The following is a 15,559-nucleotide window of genomic DNA, read 5'->3' on the forward strand; positions in this document are numbered from 1 at the left end:
GCTGCCAGAAAATCTATAGGAATGTATCTACTACAACTACCAGACAATATCTTAATAGGTGACTTCATATCATATTCCAACAAAAAAATGAGTCAAGAGGGTGGAAACAAGCTTAGATTCACATTTGCAGGAAGTCTATATTTTGAAAGAATGAATGAACTTGGATTTTATACTACTGATAAAGATTTAATATCAGAGAGAGTAAAAAAAGCAGGACTAGAGGGATTTTTTGATAAAAAAGTAATAGGATAATTTTTAAGAGATGATTTCTTGAAGTCATCTCTTTTTTTATGTACAAAAAAGCCTTGATACATTAAAATATTTGTATAAGCAATTATATGTAGTAGTATATACTACTACATAATGCCTATTGAGTAATCGATTAATATAAAGATAGGATATAATATAAAGTATTTTTGAATATATCCGTATTTATAAAGAGAAGAAAAATATTGGGGGAGTAAATAAATGAATAACATAATGCAATTATTAAATGTCACATCTACCCTGCCATTAAGTACTACAAATAGTGAGTGTACATGTGACTCAAATAGTGATGCATTTAACATAGTAATGATAAGCTTATTAAATGCAATGGCTAATAAACCTCAGGTTTTATCAGATGTTAATAAGATAAATTTATATAATTCAAATCAAAGGAAAGAATCAGACATCATAAGTAATACATTAGATACGACAAAAGCTATATTAAATAAGAGCAAAATTGAACCATCATCAGGAGATAAGGACGTAAATAAAAGAATAGATAGTGCTGTATCTATAGCATCTAAAAAATACGGCGTAAATGAAAATCTTATAAGAGCAATAATAAAGGTTGAATCTAATTTTAATCCTAAGGTGGTTTCATCTGCAGGAGCAAAGGGCCTTATGCAACTCATGCCAGAAAACTGCAGGGATTTAGGCATTAAAGATCCATTTAATATAGAGCAGAATATAGATGGTGGCACAAGACATATAAAAGAGTATTTAGATAAATACAATGGTAATGTTGAGATGGCACTTATGGCATACAATGGCGGACCTACTAGAATGGCTAGAAGAGGTGTCAAATCTATAAATGATATTTATAAAATGCCTAAGGAAACTCAAAAATACGTTCCAAAGGTTATGAAGTATTACAGAGGATAGTAAAAGATATAAATATATTTAAAAGCAGATGGGAAATGACTGAGACAGTTGTATTCCATCTGTTTTAAATATTAAGTGTGAAAACCATATAAATTTGAGGTTTTAAGTTTGCAGTGAAAATTAAAGGTAGTCTGCCAACATCCGTAAAATTTGATTAAAGGCAAGATAGGTAATTTGTAATAGTTATGACTAATCTAGGAGTCGTTTAATGAAGTTAAAGATTCGGGGGAGTAAAGATGGAACACAGAAACTATGAAAGTTGGGATATTAAGAGTAGATGTATCATTCAAAAATTAAGACTTGCGATTAGCGAAAAGGATAAACTCAAGGGTGTATACATAAAAAGGTATTTTTTTCATTGTTTGAATAGAAAAAAGAATGGGACATTTATAAAAATCAAACTTATGGGTATTAGCTTTGTAAATTTAAACCTAGGAGTTAAATATGGAAATGAAATAATAACAAATATATTAAAACAAATAAAAGAGATTAAACCTGAATCTATAATAACTAAAATATCAGGTACCAACTTATGCATTTATATAGAAGAAACAAAAGTAGAACATGTGAAAGATTTTATAGAGAAGATACTTGGGATTACAAGAAATGTAAGCACAAGTGTTAGCAACGTTAAGATATCAGCAAATATCGCATCTATAACATATAAAGATGATGATTTTGATGTGAGGGATGCGGTTAATAAAGTTGATTTATCTATGTTTAATGCAATTAGAAAAGGTAGCAATAAATATGAAATATATAACGAAATGTATGAATCTCACATAAATATAAGGAATATAGAAAAATCAATAGAGAATAATGAGATAACACTTTATTACCAACCTAAGGTAGATGCAAAAAGTGGTAATATAGAAGGTGTTGAAGCATTAATAAGATGGTTTAGTAAAGATTACGGGTATATAACACCAGATAAATTAATAGGCTTTGCAGAACACTCAGGGTACATATATAAGTTGGGGAAATGGATTTTAAAAAAGGCCTGTATTGACATAAAAGAGCTAAACAAAAACTTAAATAAAAAGTTAAGTTTATCGGTAAATATATCTCCATATCAACTAGAGCATGAAGAATTTTTAGATGAAATAAAAGATATAATAGAAGAAGTTGGATTTGAACAAGAATTACTGCAACTTGAAATTACAGAGAGTAAAAATATAGAATCAATAAAAGATATCCAATTAATACTTAAGGAAATAAGGAATACTGGAATACGGGTTTCGATAGATGACTTTGGGAAGGGATACAATTCTATAGATTATATAAAAAATTATGATGTAGATGAAATAAAGATAGATAAATCTATAGTAAAATATATTGGCAACAACCCTTTATTTATAGAAAGTTTAATAAATATGGTTCATACAACAAATACAACTGTGGTAGCTGAGGGTGTTGAGGAAAAATTTGAGTATGAAGAACTACAAAAAATGGGATGTAATCTTATACAAGGTTATTACTGTTATAGGCCAATGGAACTTAAAAAATTATTAGAATTAGCTAAGGAAGCTTAAGTTATATAAATAATGTACGTATTATATAAAAAAATAAAATTGGAATATAGAGGTTTGAACATGAAAGTAAGGAGCATAGGAGTTGGAACAGGCATTAGTATAGAAAAAAAATCTAATAAGACTAAATTAGATTTTAGTGAAAGCTTCAATCAGGAAAATAGATTTAAGACAAAAGGCGAATTAGATTTATATATAAAAGAAATCAAGGAAATTGGAGAAAAATTAATAGCAACACAAAGCTATAATGATGTAATAAAATACAAGAGTGCAATAAAGGGATACTTAAAATCCGTTGTAGATTATGTATATAGTTTAAATAAAAACACTAGTTTCTGGGATGGAAACTATTTTACAACAGTCAAAATGGTAAATGAAAAATTAGATAATATGACAAGAGAGCTTATGTATGAACAAAAACAAAATATAGATATGGCTTCAAAAATAGATGAGATAAACGGGCTTTTATTAGATATATACATATAAGGAGATGATAACATGGAACCAGAAAATATAAGTGATGTTTACGAGGTACAATTCGAACAATTAGTAGAGGGTGAAAAAAAACCTTTAAATAGCTCAGCTGATATATTTGAGGCTGAACTAGATATAACAATAACTATGGGTAATGCAAGAGAAAAAATAGGTAGAATTGTGAACTACAAGGTAGGAGATATAATAGAGCTGGACAAACATGTAGAAGAAACACTAGATATAAATGTAAATGAGAAGACGATTGCAAGTGGAGAGAGTATAATAATGGACAATAAGTTGGCAGTAAGATTGTCTAAAATAAAGAATATGAACGAAGATATTTAGATTTAGATAATTAACATATTGAAAATATATTAACTTTAATAATAGGAGGGTATCATGAATATAAATTCAGTGAAGTTTAGAAGCGTTGATAATGTATACAAGTCTAATAAAGCAGAATCAAAACCTTTAGAAAAGAAAAAAACTGATACTATAGAGATATCAGAATTAGGAAAATACTTAAATAAAGTAAGTTCATCTAAAGAAGACATTGATATACAAAAGGTAAGTGACATAAGAAAAAGAATTGAAAATGGTACATATCGCATAGACTCAGGTGAACTTGCCAAAAAGATAATAGAAAGTATGAAGGGAGAAAAATAATTGAATCCAGAACTAAAAGTTATAATATTTGATGAAAAAGACAAATTAAAAGATTTATTGAAATTACTGGATGAGCAATATGATCTCGTTATAAATAAAGAATTAATAAAACTAGACAAGATAGCTAGAGACTTAGATGAGGCCGCAAAAGAACTAGCAAGAATAGAAATAAGAAGAAGAAAGATAATGGGAAGTGATACTAGCATGAAACAAACAATAGAAAATTGTGATGATACTAGTATAAAAGAAGCATATGAAGATATAAAAAGTACATTAAAAATGATAGAAATACAAAAAGAAGCAAATGACATACTTATAAAACAAAAATTATTCTTCACTAAGAAAATGATAAACTTTATAAAACCTAATAAAGGTGTAGCAACATACAATTCAAGTGGACAAGTAGGAAAATAAATTTAAGGAGGTAAAATTATGTCGGGATTATTAGGGAGCTTACATTCAGCTAGGACGGGAATGACTGTAAGTCAGGCATCAATACAAACAACTTCACACAATATAAATAATATGAACACACCAGGGTATTCAAGACAAAGAGTAGAACAAAGTGCAAAGAGCGCATATAGTAACCCTGGATTTAATAGTAGTATGGGAGCTGGTCAATTAGGTACAGGGGCAGAAGCTACAGACATTATAAGAATAAGAAATACATTTTATGATTTTCAGTATAGAAGTGAATCTCATAATTATGGGGAAATAGGAATTAAGTACGAACATTATACAACTATGGAAACTATATTTAATGAGCCATCAGATTCTGCTATATCTGCATCTTTGAGCAACTTTTTCTCAAGCTGGCAAGAACTTTCAAAGAATCCAAGTGATACCGGAGCTAAGGATATAGTAATTCAAAATAGTAAATACTTGGCAAATAATATAAGTAAAATAAAAGAGAAATTAATAAACTTATCAGAACAAGCTGAAAGAAAGCTTGGAGATGATATAGAAGAAATAAATGGAATGTTTAAAGAGTTAAAAAGCCTTAATAAAAATATAAAAATAGTTGAAGGTAGCAAAAAGACACCAAACGACTTATTAGACCAAAGGGACAGAATAATAGATGATTTAAGTTTTAAAATGGATATAAATAATGAAGATATAAGAAAGGCTTTGGAAACTGGAGATGCTTCACTAAAATATAATGGAGAGATATTATTAACATATAAGGATATAGATGGAAAATATAAGGAAGCAATATTATCTGGTGAAGCTGCGAAATCTGGTGAAGCTGCGAAAAATATGTCAGGAGAACTTCAGGGATCTATATATATGATTGATAAAATAGCAGAGTATCAAAATAGTATAGATGAATTAGCTGAAGGAATTGCCAAGGGTGCTAATAATGTAATAAACGGAAGAGATGTAAATGCGGATACAAAATTAGATACAGATAAAGACTTATTTGTATTTGATAAAGATAAAACTCCTATACTGAAGGTGAATAAGGATTTTTCAGATGATCCAAAGAATTTAACTATAACATCAGAAACCGCTCAAGAAATGTATAGATTAAAAGGGAAAAAATTCGAAATTGCTGGGGAAATAACAACGATAGATAAATTTTACAGCAGTATAGTTCAAAAGCTAGGAAATGAAACACAAGAAGTAATAAGAAATGAAAAAAATCAAGGTAAAATATTAAAAGATATAAATAACTCAAGATTAAATTTATCCGGAGTTTCTCTAGATGAAGAAATGGTAAATTTAATACAGTTTCAGCATGCATATAACGCAAGTGCAAAGGTAATATCAACAATAGATTCTTTACTAGACGTAGTAGTAAATGGATTAAAAAGATAATTTAGGAGGTTAATATGAGAGTAACTAATTCTTCAATGATGGCAAATCAAATGTATGATAATCAACAAAATTTGCAGAGAATGAATAAATTAAATGAACAAATAAATACAAGTAAATTAGTTAATAGAATATCAGATGATCCTCATAAAGCAGTAAAAATAATGAGGTTAAATAATGAAATAAAGTACACAGAAAAATATAATTACAATATAGACGAAACAGTAGGGTGGATGAATAATACAGATTCATCGTTAGAGGAGCTAGGGACAATACTTGGTGATGTAAAAGAAGCAATACTAAAAATAGGGAATGGAACATATTCAGAAAATGAGTTTAAGGCTATACATGCAGAGGTAAACGAGAAAATAAAAGAACTTGGAGAAATATTCAATACGACTCATGGCGGAAGATATATGTTTGGTGGATCAAACGTGGATGATGCACCAATGGAAGTGGATTTAACGGAAGATTTTCCTAAGTTAAGTATAAAAAATGGGAATAACGATAATTTAAACGCAGATATATCAGATGGTACATCTATAGACTACAATATATCCGCAAAAGAGATATTTAGCAAGGATGGCAAAGGTAATGATACCGACCCTAATGCCGAGCCTAATGCCAAACCTAATGCCGAGCCTAAGTATATTAATTTAATAAATAGTATATCAGAAACTATGAATAATATAGCAAATGGAACAGATGTTGAGGAAAACAGGAAAAAGTTATTAGGAGATATGAAAGAAGGATTAGATGAATTTTTCAACCGTTCAGTTGATACAAGAACAACATTTGGAGTGAGGGTAAATACAGCAGAAAAATTAAAAGAATTTAATAATGAAAATATACTAAACATGAAAGGCGTATTGTCATTAGATCAAGATGTAGATCATGTTGAAAAATTTATAGAATTAAAGTCAGCAGAGTTGATATATCAGGCGTCAATTCAAGTAAGTTCAAAGCTTATACAACCAACTATACTTGACTATTTAAGATAACCAGGAGGTTGAGATGGAAGTATTATTTAATAAGGGAATACCGGGGTTTGAAGATTACCATGAATTTACAATAACTAATATTGAAGAAAATGATAAGTTTAAGATGATAACATCTAAAAAGGACGAGAATATAGGGTTTGTTGCGATATCTCCTTTTGATATAAAAAAAGACTATGAAATAGATTTAAATGATGAAACGATAAGCGAATTAGATATCAAGGACCCAAAAGATGTATTAGTACTCAATATAATAACTTTGGGTAAGAGTCTTGAAAAAAGTACAGTTAACTTAAAAGCTCCTATTATTATAAATATAAAAAATAAAAAAGGTAAACAACTAATAATGCAGGATGATAGGTATAAAGTAAAAGAACCTTTGGTGTAGGGAGTGAAAGTATGCTAGTAATCACAAGGAAAAAAGGAGAATCTCTATTAATAGGAGATGACATAGAAATAAAAGTAGTAAAAATAGAAGATGGAAGTGTTAAGATTGCAATAGATGCTCCAAAAGAAAAAATTATACTTAGAAAAGAAGTATACGAAAATGTAAAAGAAGAAAACTCAAATGCTCTAAAAAAAGCAGATGAAATTTTGAAGTTATTCAAGTAAGTGAGGTCAGATTTATGTATACAACGAATCCATACAATGCATATAAACAAAATTCAGTAAATACAGCTTCTAAAGAACAGTTATTATTAATGTTGTTAGATGGGGCTGTGAAGTATACAAAGATAGCAAAACTTGCTATCAAAGAAAAAAATATAGAAAGAGCACATAATGAACTAATTAGAGTTCAAGATATATTCCTAGAACTTATGATAACAATGGACAAAGACTCAGGGGATTATATGGAAGAACTATACAGGGTATATGAATTTATAAAAAATGAACTAGGTCAAGCTAATATAAAAAAGGATACCCAAATAATAGACAATATACTTCCTGTAATAGAAGAAGTAAGGGATATGTGGTATGAGGTAGACAAAAAAATAAAAACTGGTAAATAGGAGGCGGGTTTTATGTCAAGTGTAAGTGGAATAAGATTACCTGGTCTTGCAACTGGTATGGACACAGAAACTATGGTAAAACAAATGCTTACTAATGAGCAAAGCAAGGTAGACAGGGCAAAACAAAAAGAACAAACTATAAAATGGCAACAAGAGATTTATAGACAAGTAATAAAAGATGTAAATGAACTAAATGAAAAGTATTTTTCACTAACTTCACCTGACTCTATGGTAAGTAATAGCTCATGGAACACACTAAAGATTAAAAGTTCAGATCCAATTAGCGGTTTAGATTCAAATGTAGTAACAGCTACAGGAAATGCTGGTGCAGCAAAAATAGACTATAATTTTGAGGTGATTAATTTAGCACAACCAGCTAGAGCGAGTTATGATATTAATGATAGAAACAGCAAATTAAGTGAATTAAATCTTGGGTTACCAGGAAACACTTTTAAAATAGAGTTAGGAGACGAAACTAAGAGCAAAACAATAACTTTAGAAGATACAGATACAGTCGATACAATTATAAAAAAGATTAATGACAGCTCTTCAGGAGAAATAAAGGCATCATATAGTGAAATGACTGGAAAATTTATAATAGAAACAAAAAAAACAGGAGATGCTGCCGATTTTAAATTTATAGGTATTACTGTAAACGGGGATGGAACAGAAACTGAAGGTACTCCGCAACTACCAACTATTGGATACACATCTGGAAAAAATTCAGAAATAATTGTAAAATCAAATGATGGGACAAAAATAAAGACTTTATATCAACAATCAAACTCATTTACTATAGACAATATAAGATACGATATAAATGCTGTGGGTAAATCCCGTCTAACATCAGAAGAAGATGTAAAGCCAGTAGTAGATAAAATGAAAACATTTGTTGAAGAGTATAATAAGATAATGGACAAGGTATATGACCTTATAACTCAAAAGTCTGATAAAAATTACAAGCCTTTAACAGATGCTCAAAAAGAAGATATGGAAGATAAAGAAATAGAAAAGTGGGAAGAAAAGGCTAAAAAAGGCATTCTTAGAAACGATGACGATATGAGAAAATTTATGGATGATATACAAAAATCTATTTTTGGTGATAAGATACAGGTTTTAAGTGAAATGGGATTTAAGCCTCATGAAAATTACAATAAAAAGGGTCAAATATCATTTGATGAAAAAAAATTTACAGAATCATTAAAAAATGATGGCAAAAAAGTGTATGAAGTTTTCTCCAAAGATAGTTCAAGCGTTTTTGAAGGTATGAAAAGCACTATAAAAAAATATGTTGGAGGATCATCATCTGTATTTGCAAAAAAAGCAGGTCTTGAAAAAACAGCTTCAGCTGTGAAAAATTTTTACTCTGAACAGTTAAAAAGACAAGAAGACCTTATAAAGAGCCTTCAGAGAAAAATGGACAAAAAAGAGGATCAATTGTACAAAAAATTTGGAGTATTGGAAGCCAGTATGAACAAATTTAATACTCAGATGAATTACTTTGCTCAATATTAGATAGGATAGATTATTATGGAAGAATTAACTAAAGCATATAAGGAAATATCTTTGGAACTAATCACTAGACTAGAAAATGGAGAATTAGACACTATAGAAAAATTATTAGATAATAGGCAAGAAATCTTAAATCAAGAAATATTAAATGAGGAGTCTAATAAAAAAAGATTTAAGGATATATTAGTAAAACAAGGGATACTAGAAATAGACAACAATATAAATAATTTACTTAATGAAAATATAATTAAAGTTAAAAATGAAATACGAGAACATAAAATGTCTAAGCAAGCTAATAACTCATATATAAATTTTAACAAAAATAAATTAAATATTTTTAATGAAAAAGTATAAAGCTTTTAAAAAGTATTCCGATAAATATAAATATAAGTAATACTTGGCCAAGTATTTTTATATAAAAAAGACAAGGATGTCGTTAAAAAACTAGGGAGGGTAATATTATGAGAATAAATACTAACTTAAGCGCAATGATAGCAACAAACCAAATGACTAAAAATACTGCTTTAGCAGGAAATTCTATGGAGAAATTATCTACAGGATTAAGAATAACTAAAGCAGGAGACGATGCAGCAGGACTTGCTATATCTGAAAAAATGAGAGCTCAAATAAGAGGTATGGAACAAGCTGAAAGAAACGTACAAGATGGTATATCTTTAGTACAAACAGCAGAAGGTGCATTAGAAGAATCAGGAAATATACTACAAAGAATGAGAGAGTTAACAGTACAAGGAGCTAATGATACATTAGTTGAAGAAGATAGAGATAAAATCAAGGAAGAGTTAACTCAATTAGGACAAGAGTTAGGAAAAATAGCAGACGAAACTAAGTTTAATGGTAAAGAATTACTTAAAGGAAAAGCAACATTATCAACAGACAATACAACAACAGTATTTGAAGGAACGATGACGATAAATGTTCAAGCGGGAGCAAACAAAGAAACTAGAGAAATAGTTATAGCTAACCTAGCATCGATAGCAAGTACAGTTGGCGGATTGACAGTTACTTCTACAGGTGATGCTCAAGCAAGTGAAGCACTAATAGATACAGCACTTACAGATGTAAACACTGCAAGAGCTAATCTAGGTGCTATGCAAAATAGATTAGAGTACACTTCTTCAAATTTAGTAACATCAACTGAAAACTTAACAGCAGCAGAGTCAAGAATAAGAGACGTAGATGTTGCAAAAGAAATGGTTAAGTTATCTAAACTAAACATATTAAATCAAGCATCACAAGCAATGGTTAGTCAGGCCAAACAACAACCAGAAAGTGTAGCTCAACTATTAAGATAATATTAAATTTAGAACTGAGGAGTAAAGCTTATGCTTTACTCTTTATTTTTAAATTTAATAGTTTGAAGGGAATGAAAAATATGTTACTTAGCATAGTGATGATGATGAAAAATGAGGAAGAACATTTAGATAGAACACTAAGTGCGCTAAAGCCTTTAATAAATGATATAAATAGCGAACTTATTATATTAGATACTGGTTCTACTGATAAAAGCGTAGAGATAGCTAAAAGATATACTGATAATCTATATTTCGCAAAATGGAATGATAACTTTGCTGATATGAGAAATTTATCTATAAGTTACTCTAGTGGAGATTGGATACTTATAATAGATGCAGATGAAGAATTGATTTCGTATGAAAGAATGATAGAATTTTTCAACTCTAATTTATATAAAAATTACAATTGTGCATCTATAGAGCTTAAAAATATTATGTGTGAGGATGGCGATACATATGACAAGGCATCTGTACCGAGGTTATTTAGAAATGAAGATAGTTTTAGATATGAAGGGGCTATACATGAACAACCTATATATAGAAATCCTTTATATAACAATATAGCATCTTTTAATCACTATGGTTATATGTTTTCAGATGAGGAGATAAAACAAAAAAAGCTTAAAAGAAATGAAGCTATATTAATGTCAGAAATTAATAAGAGCCCAGAAGATCCATATATATACTATCAATTAGGAAGAAATTATACAGCTCTTGGAGAAAAAGAAGAGGCTCTAAGTTATATTGAAAAAGCACATGATATGTATAAGAAGAAAGGTTTAAACTATATACCTGTAAAAAGTGATTTAGCAAGTTTATACATTGAATTAGGTTATTATGATAAGTGTAGCAAAGTATGCTTGAACTATATAGAAAAAGATGATAAAAACATAGATATCTATTATTATCTGGCTGTCAGTCAAGAATACCTTAGGAGATATGAAGAGAGTTTGAAAAACTATAAAAGATATATATTTTTAATGGAAAACTATGAACTATCAAGTCAAGCCAATAATGTATATTGCATGGCAGAAACAGTTTCATTTAAAGAAACTGTGGAAATAAAAATAATAGAGCTGTATTATAAGTTAGAAATGTACGAACAAGTTATAAATGAAACTAAAGACTATGAAATTGACAAACTAAAAAAGGTATATTCAGTAGTATTTTTTAGTTTATATAAATTAAATAGAGAAGAAGAAATACTAGAGATATACAATAAAACTTCAAGTTCTGATATAGAAAAGAAATATTTTAAAAAAAGAATAGAAGATATGATTTTAGCAGTAAAAAAATCAGACAGAGTTCGAATATATAAAGTATTATCAAAGATAGATGGGAATTATGGTACTTTAAATCAAGTTAGGCTTGGTAAAACACTTGCATGCAAAGAGTATAATGAAATTCTTTTAGGTGAGAAAGAAGAGTTCTATAGTGATTTAATATACTATGGATTAAAACAAGAAATTGACTTATTAGATATGTTAAGTGGTATTAGTAATATACAAGTAAATAATTATTTATATTATCTGATTGTAAGAAGAAGAGATTGTATAATAGATTTATATAATTACCTTATAGACTTACCAAGTACTCTTGAATTAAAGAAACTTAGCATATATATGTCGCTGTCTAAGTATTTACTATTAAATGGTGGGTTAAAAGGTGAAAAATATAAAAACTTGTTTTTAATGTACATAAAATATAGTTATGATTATATAAAGCAGGTTTATAATGAAAATTTCACCGATGAGGAGTTACTAGAAGTTGTAAGTATGGAAGATGATATTTTTATTATAAGTATTAATATAATACAAAAACTTAAAAATGATAATAAGTTAGAGTACATAAAGAAAATGAGAACGTTACTTAAAAATAATCCTAATTATAAACAGGGAATAGAAATATTGATAGATATGCTTAAAAGAGAACTAGATGAAAGTGATGAGTTAAAAAAACTCAAAGTAGATTATAAAAAATTTATAGAAAATAGTATTAATACTGGAAATATACAAGAAGCTAAAAATATGATAGAGGAGTATGAGGGTATATATGAAGAGGATGTAGAAATATTAAATATGAAATCTATTATAGAAATGATAAATAATAATTTTTCTGCTGCTGAAAAACTATTAAGGAAGTCAGTACTCTTAGACCCTAATAATTACAATACTAATTTTAATATAGCGTATTTAAAAGAATCAACTGGGCAACTAGAAGACGCGATAAAGTTTTATAAAAATGTATTAATGAATTGTAAAGATGAAGGGACTATTTTAGAAATAAATAATAGAATAAATTCGATTTGCAAGAAATAATAATATTTTAGGGGGATTGAACTTTGGAAATACTTAATAAAATAAAAGACTTGATAGTAAAAAATGATATAGAAGGAGCATATGCTGCTATAATCGAAAATCAAGATGAATACATAGAAAATGCTGACTACTGGAATCTAAGGGGAATGCTATGCTTTAAAGTAGGAGAGTATAACGCTGCAATAAATTGTTATAAGATATCAATAGATAAAAGAGAAGGCCATTTAGATTCATATTTTAATATAGCTCACTAATTTTACACATAATATAGATGTAGGCCATGGCAGTGTAACATTAAAAAACTGTGGCAATATGGATAAGAAATATAAGAATTTTTCGTTTACACCGGCAGAATATTAACAAATAGACAAAGTTTGCATAGCATCTAACATGAATATGTTAATACAAAGTGCATTTTCAGCTATTCCAGAGGACAAGTATGAGATTACAGGAAATCCGAGGACGGATACTTTAGTTTTATCAGAAGGTAAAAAGAACTTAGAAAAATTATTGGGACAAGACTTAGAAGATAAGAAAATTATATTCAATATGCCTACGTTTCATATACATGAGAATTCTGGAGCTATAAGTGGAGAGAAATTTTCTGATGCTATAAAGATAAAAAAACTTTAACTATGATAAATTCGATGAATTCTTAAGAAAAAATAACATTATTTGTATATCAAAGGTACATCATGCAGAGGAAAGAACAATCACTGCTAAAACAAAAACTAGAAAACTAGAAAATCTACTGTTTATATCTAATGATGATTTAGATAAAGCGGGCTTAGATTTATATGAGATATTAAATTGCGCTGACTTATTGATTACAGATTATTCGAGCATATATGGGGATTTTCTATTTATGAATAAGCCAATAGTTTTTATAAATGCAGACATAGAAAAATATAGAGAAGAAAGAGGTATAAGTTTAGAACCGTATGATTTTTGGACAGCAGGACCTAAAGTAAAAGCTCAGGATGTATTAGAAACTGAAATATTAAAATCACTTGAAGAAGAGGATTATTATAGACAAAAAAGAGAAGAACTAAGAGATGTATTCTATAAGTATAAGGATGGTAACTCATCTCTAAGGGTATGGGATTATATAGACAGTGTTTTAGACAATATTAATAAATAATATAAATATCGGATAAGTTTTAGATATAGATATAGTAAATAAACTAGCCTATTTTATACAATATAATAATTCTAAATATGAAAGTAGTAAAGGGTTTAAATTATTAGCAGATTTATTGGTGAATATAATTGAGGAATTTAATACTTTAAAGGTTAATGAAGAAATAAATTTAGAGAATATTATAACTAAGTTAAAATTATCAATGCTGGAGTTAAAGAGAGATATTATTGATATAAAAGTTAATATATATTTTTATGGAAAAGATAAATACAACATATTACATAAATCATTGAATAGTGAAGTTATGATTATAAGAGATATTAATGAATATTTAAATAAAGATATTGAGACAAACTATAGAACAATTGATATTCTTATATTGAGTGAAGAAACTGTAGAAGCTGACTTTGAATTTGAGTTATATTTTAATGATGTTATATACTATGATGGGGAAATGAATTATCTTTTTAATATAAGTGAAAAAATATATTATAGTAACTACGATTACAATTACTTAACAAATGCAATAGAGGAATCTAAATCTAAGGATGTAGAAAGTATAGTAGTAGGGAACTCATATCCTTTGACTGGTATAGATGCATCTATACTGGATTTGAAGTCAGTAAGCATGGCTTTATCTAGTCAGGACTTGTATTACTCTTATAAATTAGCAGAGTTAGTAATAAATAATAACGAGAATATAAAAAGATGTATTATAGGTGGGGGTTATTATTTAGTAAATCATGATTTGTCTAAATCTAAAAATGAAGATGCAATAAATAGGGTAAAAAATGTTTACTATCCTATTTTAAAAGATAAACATAACTCAGAGACTGTAGATATCATAAAAATACCAGAGTTAAAACAATATATAGACAATAAAGTAATAAGATATATATTTGATTTAAACTACTTAGATAAATACTTTAATAAACTAATATATAAGAGCAATAAAAAGTATTTTAATGAAAATATGCCCAGAGAAGAAAACAATATGTTAGCTGGAATAAGCTTAGATAATATAAGTGAAGATGACAAGTATAGATTAGGAGAGGCTAGAGCATCTCAACACAACAAACTTCTAAGTATGTAAAAACTACAGATGATTACATGAGAATATTTGCAGATTTTATAAATTTTTTAGAATCCAAAGGTATAGAAATTGTAATAGTTATTTTTCCTAACACTAAATATTACAATAAATTTTTAGATAAGAAATATGAAAATGAATTTTACCGTATAATAGATACGTTTAAGGATAAAAAATTTAAACTAATTGATTTTTCACGTGAAGGTGGTTTTGAAGAAAAAGATTTTATTGATTTCGACCATATGAGTGAACTCGGTGCTAATAAAATTACAAATATGATTAACAATATATTGAAATGTGAAAAAAGAGTAAACTGTTAAATTAATAAACTACAGTAGTAATTATAAAATATTAATTTATAATTAGTCCATTGCTATTAACTTTAGGGTAAGTTAATAGCAATGGACTATTATCGTGATTAAATTTATAAATTCAAGGGCTCTTTGTCAAATAACGTTGATGAAGTCAATATTTAATTTTTAAAGGCAGCATCTAATACAGTTTACCTGTATAGATGCTGTTTTTAAATTACTTGTATTTTTTC

General features: G+C 28.1%; 20 protein-coding genes and 1 pseudogene. All 21 read left to right on the forward strand.

Translation table 11 applies throughout. From position 1 onward, the window contains the following. Nucleotides 1-252 (forward strand): annotated as a pseudogene (locus BUB34_RS13285) (FAD-dependent oxidoreductase); the annotation flags it as partial. Nucleotides 253-468: 216 nt separating this feature from the next. Then, nucleotides 469-1,149: a lytic transglycosylase domain-containing protein gene (locus BUB34_RS11565; protein WP_073127466.1), complete on the forward strand. Its 681-nt coding sequence runs from the start codon at nt 469-471 to the stop codon at nt 1,147-1,149. A 236-nt stretch (nt 1,150-1,385) separates the two neighbouring features. Then, nucleotides 1,386-2,681, forward strand: coding sequence for an EAL domain-containing protein (locus tag BUB34_RS11570; RefSeq protein ID WP_073127468.1), 1,296 nt, complete (start codon nt 1,386-1,388; stop codon nt 2,679-2,681). Nucleotides 2,682-2,741: 60 nt separating this feature from the next. Then, nucleotides 2,742-3,164, forward strand: a complete 423-nt coding sequence (locus tag BUB34_RS11575; RefSeq protein WP_073127470.1) for a YaaR family protein — start codon at nt 2,742-2,744, stop codon at nt 3,162-3,164. A 12-nt stretch (nt 3,165-3,176) separates the two neighbouring features. Further along, a complete protein-coding gene (locus BUB34_RS11580; protein ID WP_073127472.1) occupies nt 3,177-3,497 on the forward strand; it encodes a FliM/FliN family flagellar motor switch protein in 321 nt (106 codons plus the stop codon). A gap of 54 nt (nt 3,498-3,551) precedes the next feature. After that, nucleotides 3,552-3,818, forward strand: coding sequence for a flagellar biosynthesis anti-sigma factor FlgM (flgM, locus tag BUB34_RS11585; protein WP_073127474.1), 267 nt, complete (start codon nt 3,552-3,554; stop codon nt 3,816-3,818). Next, nucleotides 3,819-4,232, forward strand: coding sequence for a flagellar protein FlgN (locus tag BUB34_RS11590; protein WP_073127476.1), 414 nt, complete (start codon nt 3,819-3,821; stop codon nt 4,230-4,232). Nucleotides 4,233-4,250: 18 nt separating this feature from the next. Then, the gene (gene flgK, locus BUB34_RS11595) at nt 4,251-5,636 is read left to right on the forward strand and encodes a flagellar hook-associated protein FlgK (RefSeq protein ID WP_073127478.1); all 1,386 of its coding nucleotides are present in this window, start codon (nt 4,251-4,253) and stop codon (nt 5,634-5,636) included. A 14-nt stretch (nt 5,637-5,650) separates the two neighbouring features. After that, a complete protein-coding gene (flgL, locus tag BUB34_RS11600) occupies nt 5,651-6,634 on the forward strand; it encodes a flagellar hook-associated protein FlgL (protein ID WP_073127479.1) in 984 nt (327 codons plus the stop codon). A 13-nt stretch (nt 6,635-6,647) separates the two neighbouring features. Further along, a complete protein-coding gene (gene fliW, locus BUB34_RS11605) occupies nt 6,648-7,019 on the forward strand; it encodes a flagellar assembly protein FliW (RefSeq protein ID WP_073127481.1) in 372 nt (123 codons plus the stop codon). A gap of 11 nt (nt 7,020-7,030) precedes the next feature. After that, nucleotides 7,031-7,243, forward strand: coding sequence for a carbon storage regulator CsrA (csrA, locus tag BUB34_RS11610; RefSeq protein WP_073127483.1), 213 nt, complete (start codon nt 7,031-7,033; stop codon nt 7,241-7,243). A gap of 14 nt (nt 7,244-7,257) precedes the next feature. Continuing rightward, nucleotides 7,258-7,641 carry a flagellar export chaperone FliS gene (gene fliS / locus BUB34_RS11615; RefSeq protein ID WP_073127485.1) on the forward strand — a complete coding sequence of 128 codons (384 nt, stop codon included), beginning with the start codon at nt 7,258-7,260 and terminating at the stop codon, nt 7,639-7,641. Between the two features lie 12 nt (nt 7,642-7,653). Then, complete coding sequence (gene fliD, locus BUB34_RS11620) at nt 7,654-9,156, forward strand: flagellar filament capping protein FliD (protein ID WP_073127487.1); 1,503 nt, start codon at nt 7,654-7,656, stop codon at nt 9,154-9,156. Between the two features lie 15 nt (nt 9,157-9,171). Then, nucleotides 9,172-9,507 carry a flagellar protein FliT gene (locus BUB34_RS11625; RefSeq protein ID WP_073127488.1) on the forward strand — a complete coding sequence of 112 codons (336 nt, stop codon included), beginning with the start codon at nt 9,172-9,174 and terminating at the stop codon, nt 9,505-9,507. Nucleotides 9,508-9,614: 107 nt separating this feature from the next. Continuing rightward, nucleotides 9,615-10,466 (forward strand): flagellin N-terminal helical domain-containing protein, encoded by an 852-nt coding sequence (locus tag BUB34_RS11630; protein ID WP_073127490.1) that lies wholly within the window; start codon nt 9,615-9,617, stop codon nt 10,464-10,466. Nucleotides 10,467-10,546: 80 nt separating this feature from the next. Further along, complete coding sequence (locus BUB34_RS11635; RefSeq protein WP_073127492.1) at nt 10,547-12,784, forward strand: glycosyltransferase; 2,238 nt, start codon at nt 10,547-10,549, stop codon at nt 12,782-12,784. Nucleotides 12,785-12,807: 23 nt separating this feature from the next. Further along, the gene (locus BUB34_RS11640) at nt 12,808-13,038 is read left to right on the forward strand and encodes a hypothetical protein (RefSeq protein ID WP_073127493.1); all 231 of its coding nucleotides are present in this window, start codon (nt 12,808-12,810) and stop codon (nt 13,036-13,038) included. A gap of 136 nt (nt 13,039-13,174) precedes the next feature. Beyond that, a complete protein-coding gene (locus BUB34_RS13810) occupies nt 13,175-13,417 on the forward strand; it encodes a CDP-glycerol glycerophosphotransferase family protein (protein ID WP_073127495.1) in 243 nt (80 codons plus the stop codon). A 46-nt stretch (nt 13,418-13,463) separates the two neighbouring features. Continuing rightward, nucleotides 13,464-13,925, forward strand: coding sequence for a CDP-glycerol glycerophosphotransferase family protein (locus tag BUB34_RS13815; RefSeq protein ID WP_278276715.1), 462 nt, complete (start codon nt 13,464-13,466; stop codon nt 13,923-13,925). Between the two features lie 118 nt (nt 13,926-14,043). Then, nucleotides 14,044-15,018 carry a hypothetical protein gene (locus BUB34_RS11655; protein WP_073127499.1) on the forward strand — a complete coding sequence of 325 codons (975 nt, stop codon included), beginning with the start codon at nt 14,044-14,046 and terminating at the stop codon, nt 15,016-15,018. Between the two features lie 17 nt (nt 15,019-15,035). Further along, nucleotides 15,036-15,335, forward strand: a complete 300-nt coding sequence (locus BUB34_RS11660; protein WP_073127501.1) for a hypothetical protein — start codon at nt 15,036-15,038, stop codon at nt 15,333-15,335. The last annotated feature ends 224 nt before the right edge of the window (nt 15,336-15,559 follow it).

The sequence above is a fragment of the Asaccharospora irregularis DSM 2635 genome (assembly GCF_900129815.1).
Classification (GTDB): Bacteria; Bacillota; Clostridia; order Peptostreptococcales; family Peptostreptococcaceae; genus Asaccharospora; species Asaccharospora irregularis.